Source organism: Erwinia mallotivora (assembly GCF_000590885.1).
Lineage (GTDB): Bacteria > Pseudomonadota > Gammaproteobacteria > Enterobacterales > Enterobacteriaceae > Erwinia > Erwinia mallotivora.
Genome location: NZ_JFHN01000031.1, coordinates 1 through 8141 on the forward strand (window position 1 = coordinate 1; position 8141 = coordinate 8141).

Genomic DNA, 8141 nt, shown 5'->3' on the forward strand with positions numbered 1-8141 from the left:
GGCGGCGTCAGCTGCCGTTCAGTCACCGGCGGCATCGCCTGCACAATCTCCAACCACAGCCGGGCCAGCGACAGCTGATAGCTGGCGTCAAAGGCGGCAGGCAGGGGTTCGCCATCCAGTGCGCCACGCAGTGCCTGTAACACCTCGCCGGTGGCGGCAGCGGCATCCACTTCGAAAAACTCACGCCAGCTGCCGCCAGGCTGATGCAACAGCCGGGAGACAGGCTGCTGATAGCTGGCGACCTCTGGGGCGTAGCGGTAGAGCGTACGTTCGCGGTTATGATGCAGCGGATCGTGAAATGCCCCGGTCCACACCACCGGACCGTGACTGGATGCCAGCGTCAGATAACCGGCGGGCCAGAACAGCGTGGCCTGATGCATCACCAGACTGAACATGTCGGGGTCGGCGGGATCAAGATACGATTGCAGGTGCAGCGTGGCGTGGGTTGCTTCCCCAAGCTGTAAGCCGACGCTGACAAAATCCCCGCCCGTGTGCCGGGCCACCTCGATACCCACCTGGCTGGCGTCAGTGATGCCGCAGGCCTGCAACAGCAGATCCAGCGTTGAGCAGAGCAGCTGGCGGCTGGTGGCCAGATGGACGGTGGCGGGCCGCTGGCCCTGCAACAGCCCGGTGACGCGCCGTGCGTTTTCAATCCAGCTGCGACCGGCTGGCAGATGGCAGTAAAAATTGTTGACCCGGTAAAACAGATTGCGTTGCTGTGCCACCGCCTGCAGGCGGGCAATATCCTCCGGGAGCAACGGATGCTCCTGCAACACATGAATGCCCCGTTGCAGCAATTCCGCCGCAATCTGGCTGCCTTCTCCCTGGGCAACCGTCGAGCGGATCACCACGCAGGCGATGTCGATATCGTCCGGGATCTGCTCCGGCGAGGTCCACAGCGGGATGCCAAAAGCCTGCGCCAGCTGCTGGGCGCGGCGACTGCCTCTGGCGTAGAGTCCGGCCAGCTCCAGTCCGGCCTGCGGCTGCATAAAGGCATTCAGGTAGACCTCGCCAAATTTGGCTCCGGCGACTAATACCCGGCGGTTTTTGTTCAGCGCAACCGGCTTCATTGCTTCTCCTCCTTACAGGATGTCTCTGACCACTGCCTGACCAGCAAGGCCAGCTCGCCGGCCAGTTCCGGCTGGTCCATAAGTTGCCAGTGTGTGGCAGACACCACATGACACCGGGATTGTTGTTTCCACTCTGCCCACTGCTGTTCAGGCTTGCTCCAGTGCGGCGGGCGCTGGCTGGCTTCAATCCACAGCAGCGGGACAGGCAGCACCGGTTCCGGCTGATGCTGCGCCAGCAGAGTGAGCAGACGGAAGATGCGTGTCAGCCAGGCCTCTGCCGCCTCTGCGCTCAACGGGCGTGCGGTCAGTCCGGCGGCCTGTGCGCAGCGGGAAAATGCGGCAATCTGTCCGGTTTCCGTCCACCCGGCCCAGCCTTCCGGCAGGGGAACCTGACGTTCCTGTAACAGCAGGACCATCAGTTCCGAGAGCGAGTTGATGCGGAAATCACTGCCGCACACCGGATCAATCAGCACCAGGCGCACCGCTGTGCCGCGCTGATGCAGCAGGCGGCTCAGCAGGGCGGCCACGCTGGCACCATAAGACCAGCCGACCAGGGTGATGGCGCTGCCGTCGGGCAACTCGTCGAGCGCCGGTAGATAGCTTTCCGCCAGCGCCGCCAGGCTTTTGGCATTGACCGTCTCCGGTGCCTGAAGCCCCCAGACGCTGGCTCCCAGAGCCTGGGCGAAAGGCAGATACGATGCCACGCCACCGTCGGAAGCGTGGCAGACCAGTACCGGGGCGGAGGCAGGAGAACCCGCCGTTGTCAGCGGCACCAGCACCGGATTAGCCGCCTGGCGACGCCCGCCGAGGGTGGCGCAGAACTGTGCCAGCACCGGGTGGGTAAACAGCGCCTGCAAACTGGCCCCGGCAATGCCTTTCCGGTTGAGCTGGGCGATGGCCCTGGTGGCAATCAGGCTGTCGCCGCCGCTGCGGAAGAAGTCAGTGTGCTGACTGACCGGTCTGCCAAGCAGCGACTGCCAGATTTGCCCGACCTCATGGATCAGCTGCTCATCCGCCGCGCCGTCTTCCGCCCCGGCGGTGAGGTCAGTCTCCGTGGGGACGCTTTGCGTCTCAACGCCCGCTGCGCTGTCATCGGTGGTAAACAGATCCAGCGGTTCACGTTGCACCACCTTCAGCGCCGCAGGTAGCCGGGTAAACTGCTGATGCAGCGCCTGTTGGAGCGCGGCGCAGTCGATTTTCGCCGCCCGCGTCATCGTTGCCACAATCACATGCTGATGCAGTGGGGAGAGGGACTGCTCCGGCCACGCCCGTTCAGCAGTGAAACCGGCCTGTTGCAGGGCTTCCTGCCACTGCGCCAGGTTCAGCATGGCGCGGTCTTCCAGCAGGCGGTAATCCTGATAGTTGCCGAGCCCCTCAATAAAGCCGACGCTGGCCATTTGCAGCTGGCTGTCGCGGTGTGTGGCCTCAATCAGCAGCAGACGGCCACCGGGTTTCATCAGGCTGGCAAGACGTTTCAGCGAACGCACGATATGACTGGCATCGTGCATCACCTGGGCTGCCACCACCAGGTCGTAGCCTTCCGCAGGGTGCTGCCCGTAGTCCACCGGCTGATTAATGTCGAACAACCCAAAGTCCATATCATCCCGCGAGGCAAAGCGCGTGCGGGCATCATCGAGGAACAGGGTGGAGACGTCGGTGTAGTGGTAGCGATTTCGCTGCTCGCCCAGTCCGGCGAGCACCGCACCGGTGGTGGCCCCGGTCCCGGCCCCCACCTCCAGCACCCGCCAGCAGATATCAGCGTCAGCCTGAGTCGCCGCGCGCTGTCCGTCAGCCGCCTCGCGGTGTGCGTCAGTCGCCTCGCGGTGTGCGTCAGTCGCCTCGTGGTGTGCGTCAGCCACCTTGCGGTGTGCGCCAGCCACCAGGGCGGCGACCATCTGGCGCACATTTTCCGCCACGCAGCGTGCCGCCGGGTTATCGGCATACAGCGAACGGGTCACCGCATGGTCATCGACAAAGAACAGTTCCAGCGCGGAACAGCTCCCCTGCAACAGCTCGCTGTGGCGGGCGATACTGCGATCGAGATAGGCGGTCAGCGCATCACCCCAGGCGGATGACGGGACTGACGACGGGGGCGGCACCTGTTGCAGCGCACGGCGGCACAGGAAGTGGTCGTCCTGCTGCGTCAGCCATCCGGCGTCGCTCAGCGCACGTAACCACTGGCGCACCAGCCGTTCGAACTGCGGCAGGACCGCCAGCCGTTGCCAGACCTCCGCCAGGCTGAACTGCTGGCCTTCAGCGGTAAACAGACCGTGTTTCACCAGCGTCATGGCAATGCCGTGTAGCGCCAGGGTTTCCAGCCCGTGCCACACCGCGTCAAAGTGTGCCTGCTGTGCTGCATCCAGTCCCTGTAGCGGCAGATTTTGCGGCGTCAGGGCAGGGCAGTCGTCCAGGATAAAGTGTTGTTCCGCAGCGGCGACACTGACGCGGATTTCGGCGGCGTCGGCGTGATAGCGGGCGGCCGCGAGCGTCACGCCGGGCTGCTGGCGGGCGGCCTGTTCCAGCGCCGCGAGGTCGACGCTCTGACCGGCAATCGTCGTCTGCCAGCGCGGCGGCATCAGGCCAGCTGGCGCAGGCGTCCGGCGCGGCGTCTGACTCATCAGCGCCGGGTTTTCGGCCACCGCCAGCAGCAGCTGGTGGAAGTCGTTGAACATCGCCTCTGCCGTGCCATCGGCCAGCACCTCATCCATGCAGTACCAGCTGAACACCAGCTCGCCGTCAATTTCCATCACCTGATGATCCAGCCACACCTGCGGGGTCTGGGTGAACACATGCACCGGATCGCCCAGCAGGCTGGTCATCGCCTGGTCAATCGCCAGACCGTCGAGGGTCATGCCGAGCATACTGGTAAACACCACCGGCATCAGCGGCTGACGGGATTGCCCGCGCAGACGCCCCAGTTCACGCAGCAGCTCAACGCCGTTCACCTCACTATGGCCAAGCCGCTGCCGTAAACGCTGCTGGGTCTGCTCAATGGCGTCACGCAGGCTCAGCGCGTCGTCGGCCAGATCAAAATCAATCAGCAGCACCGAGGTAAAATCGCCAATCAGCTGCTGCATCTGCGGATGCACCTGACGACAGTTAAAGAAGGTCAGGTTAAGGGTGAACGCCGGCCAGCGCGCCCAGCGCGACAGCGTGGCGGCGAACAGCGTCATCAGCGCGGCGGACGGCGTGACGCCCCAGCCCTGCCACGCCTGCTTCAGTCGTCCCCACTGCTCAGCATCCAGCTTCTGCTGCCAGGTGGTGAAGTGCGGCTGGGTCTGCGCAGCCTGCGGCGAGAGCGGCAGTGCCGGTGCCGGGGGAAGGCTGCTCAGCAGCGTCTGCCACCAGCACCATGAGCTGAGCCAGGCCGGTTGTAGCCGCTGCGCCTGCTGGTCGAGAACATAATCACGGAAGGTTATCTGTAAAGGCGACGGATTGTCGCCACGACAGAACGCCGCCAGGTCGTCCATCATCACCTTGAAACTCTGCACATCAAACAGCAGCAGATCCAGATGCATATGCAGCCGGTAGTGCGTGCTGTGCCATTCGCTGGCGACCAGTTCAAACAACGGCCAGCGATCGGCGGGTAATACCCGGTAAGAGAGCGTCTGCCGGGTACGCTCCAGCGCCTGCTGCCGCTGTTGCGGCGTCAGATCGCGCAGGTCGTGGCGCACCAGACGATACTCCGGCACCTCCGGCAGAATGCGTTGCAGCCCGCTGTCGTCAATCACCATCCGCAGCATGTCATGACGCCGTACCAGCGCATTCCACGCCTGCTCAAAGCGGGCCGGATCGAACTGCTGATAATCCAGATCCCACTCAAACAGCACGTGGCAGGCCACGCCCCCGTAGTCGATCATGCTGGTGCGTCCCATCCAGTAAGCATGCTGGACCGGCGTCAGCGGGAAGGGCTGATAGCGTCCGGCCGCATCGTGCGCCAGCGGAGCAATGTCGTTCTGTGGTTGGTCTGCCGCTGACTGGCTGGCAATCAGTCGGCTCAACCCGTTCACCGTCAGATCGGCATAGGCCTGCTCAGCGTCAACCCGCACCCCCAGACGCCGCTGAATGGTGCTGCTCAGCTCAAGGAACAGCAGCGAATCCAGGCCCAGCTGCACCAGATCGCGGGTGGGAGCCAGGCGTTCAGGCGAATCCAAACGCAGCTGACCGGCAATCTGCACCGTCAGCCAGGCGGCGACTGCCGCCGTATCGCTTAACCGCTCAGGCGAAAGCTCATGGGCTGCGGGCGGACGGGATGCGGCGGCTGCTGCCTGCGGCACTGGCAGAGCAGCGTGCTGCCCGACGAACAGCCGCTGGCGCAGACTGTCCAGCTGTGCTGAGTCAACGCGCATCGCCAGTCGCCAGCGGGCGGCGCGGGAAATTGCCTGTTCCAGATGCCACAAGCCTTCGGCATCGCTTAACAGCGCCATGCCCTCTGCCGCCAGCCGCTGCTGCACCTCGCGCTGCGCCGCCTGGCCGCTCTCTCCCCATGCGCCCCAGGCAACGGAGATCACCCGTAGCGGCCCGTCGCTGGCGGCCAGTGCCAGCCCGTCCAGGTAGGCGCTGGCCAGCGCGTGGGCTGCCTGACCGGCGCTGCCCAGCGTGGCGGCGGCAGAAGAGTAGAGCAGCAGCCAGGCGGGTTGCGCCCGCTTGCTAAGATAATCATGCAGGGTGGCCGCCGCCGTGGCTTTTACCGCCAGAACCGCTGCCAGCCGCTCAGCGGTGAGGGCGCTGACCGGCCCGTCATCGAGCACCCCGGCTGTGTGGATCACCCCGGCAATACCGCCGTCAGCGTCCAGCCTGTTCAGCGCCGCGCCCAGCGCCTGCGGGCAGGCCACGTCGCAGCGCAGGCAGAGTACGGTGCAGTCGGCGGTCCGTTGCAGCTCCGCGATAAAGGCCTCGCTGTCGGCATGTTCCCGCTGAACCAACAGCGCAATGCGCCTGGCACCCCGGCTGATTAACCAGCGGGCGCTGAGACGCCCCAGACCGCCGAGGCCGCCGGTGATCACGTGCCAGCCGTCGCCCAGACTGGCAGCGTGCAGCGCCGGTGCTGACCACGGCTGCTGAACCAGACGCGGCAGCCAAAGCTGGCCCTGACGAACAGCCACGCCGCGTTCACCGCCGTTGATAGCCTGAAGGCCCAGCACCAGCTCCTGCCAGCCTGCGGCGGCAGTAAGATCGATTGCCGCGATGCAACGATCCTGACGGGCCAGTTCGATGGCGGCGGTGCGCACCAGTCCCCACAGGGCATGCTGGCAGGGGTTGATCGCTTCGCCACCGTCCGGCGACCAGGCCGACTGCGTCACCAGCACCACCCGGCGCTCCTCGCTGTTGTTCAGCGCGCTGAGCAGCGCCTGTGCAGCGCTGGTAAGGTCATGATCAGCCTCGCTCAGTACCAGCAGCGTGCCGGTGGCCTGCGGGGCGGCGACACCGGCCCGCAGCAGCGCAGCGGCCAGTGGGCCAGCGGTATTTCCCGCCAGACGGCAGGTTTCTCCGCCGTGGTTTTCTGCGGCGACAGCCGGTGCCGCCGCCTGCCAGTGCCACTGGTAGTGGGTTTCCGGCGCGGCGCTCAGCGTTAACGCCTCGCTGTCGGCGGAGAGCGTTTGCCAGCGTCCGTCGGGATGGCAGAGACGCAGCTCAATCTGCGGGACGGTTAACGGTGCGGCCTGCCATTGCAGGCGGACCAGATTCAGCCACGCCGGGGCGGCGTCAACCGCTGCCGGCAGCGCTACCGACTGGCCGTTGCCATGCCGACGCGCCATCTCCGCGCAGGCCGCATGCAGACGCGCCTGCCAGGCCGCCTGCTGCCCGGCGCAGTCTGACCAGTCGGCCAGATAGCTGCCGTCGTTGCTCAGCGGCAGCCCCAGCACCCCCTTTGCCAGCGGCAGACTGCCGTGCGTGGCTTCGGCACCCGGTGCGGTGGCTAACACGATGTGTTCACTGATATCGGCGGTGCGCGAACCGTCCTCCGGCAGCCACTCCACCCGGGCAAAACCGGCGGCCAGACACTGTTCGCGCCAGCGTGCGGTGCTGAGGAACAGCTCGCCGCCACGGGCGCTTTCATCGTGCAGCGGCAGCACCAGCGGCCCGAAAACAAAATCAAACAGCCGCATCGGACGGGTGATCTCACGCATCAGCAGTTTGCCGCCTGGCTTCAGCAGCGGCAGCAGATTCGCCAGGGTTTCCCCGACGTGCTGGGTGGCGTGGATAACGTTGGCGGCGACGATCAGGTCATAACTGCCTGCGGCAAAGCCCTGTTCTCCGGCGGGCTTTTGCAGATCGAACTCGCCGTAGCTGACAAAATCGTACGCGGCAAATTTCTCCGCTGCGCGGCGGGTGAACAGCGGGGAAATGTCGCTGAAGGTGTAATGGACCGCGCTCTGGTGCTGCAACGCGGGCAGCACCCAGGCGGTGGTGCCGCCGGTGCCACCGCCGACCTCCAGCACGCGATAAGGCGACGGCGCTTCTCCGTCGGTATCCCGCTGGCGCAGCAGGTCGCTGACTACCGCAGCGGCAATCTGGTTGAAATAGCGGCCAAAGCTGAAATCCTGGTAGAGCACTTCCACGCCGCTGGAGGCCCCCTCCGGGAAAATGACCGCCACCGGCTCCACCTCGCCACTCATCATGGCGTACAGATTTTCACCGGCGCGCTGCACGGTTTCGGCGATAACGTCCAGCCCTTCACAGCAGCTTTTCAGCTCTGCCAGCAGCGACGGGCAATCCGCGTGCGGGGCGGCCGTATGGGTGACGTAACGCTCGCCGTCGCATCGCAGCCAGCCATCTTCGACACAGGCATTCAGCAGGCGTACCAGCAGCTGGCGGTGACGCGGCAGCAGCCGTCCTCCGCGCAGGATGCTCAGTGCGCTGACGCCCTGGTCAATGGCGTCACCGACGCAGCGACGTACCAGCCGGTCAACATAGATGGCATGCAGGTGGATAACGCAAAGATAGAGTTGCTGAAGGCGCGGCAGGTCCAGCTCTGCGCCTGCTTTTTCCACCATCCGTCGCGCGGCGGGCAGCATGGCGGGAGCAGCATCTGTCTGGCTGACGGCATCGGCGGCGGCTTCCCGCCAG

Annotated in this window: 2 protein-coding genes; both read right to left on the bottom strand. The window is 65.4% G+C overall.

The window, feature by feature from the left end:
• Positions 1 to 1070: Gfo/Idh/MocA family oxidoreductase (locus tag BG55_RS05825; RefSeq protein ID WP_034935391.1), on the bottom strand; the 1070-nt coding region annotated here is incomplete at its 3' end.
• Positions 1067 to 8089 carry an SDR family NAD(P)-dependent oxidoreductase gene (locus BG55_RS05830; RefSeq protein WP_235192727.1) on the bottom strand — a complete coding sequence of 2341 codons (7023 nt, stop codon included), beginning with the start codon at positions 8087 to 8089 and terminating at the stop codon, positions 1067 to 1069. The genes BG55_RS05830 and BG55_RS05825, both read right to left, overlap by 4 nt.
• Positions 8090 to 8141 lie beyond the last annotated feature (52 nt).

Excerpts from the sequence above, each read along its gene's own strand:
- BG55_RS05830 (WP_235192727.1), bottom strand. The coding sequence starts at position 8,089 with ATGCTGCCCGCCGCGCGACGGATGGTGGAAAAAGCAGGCGCAGAGCTG.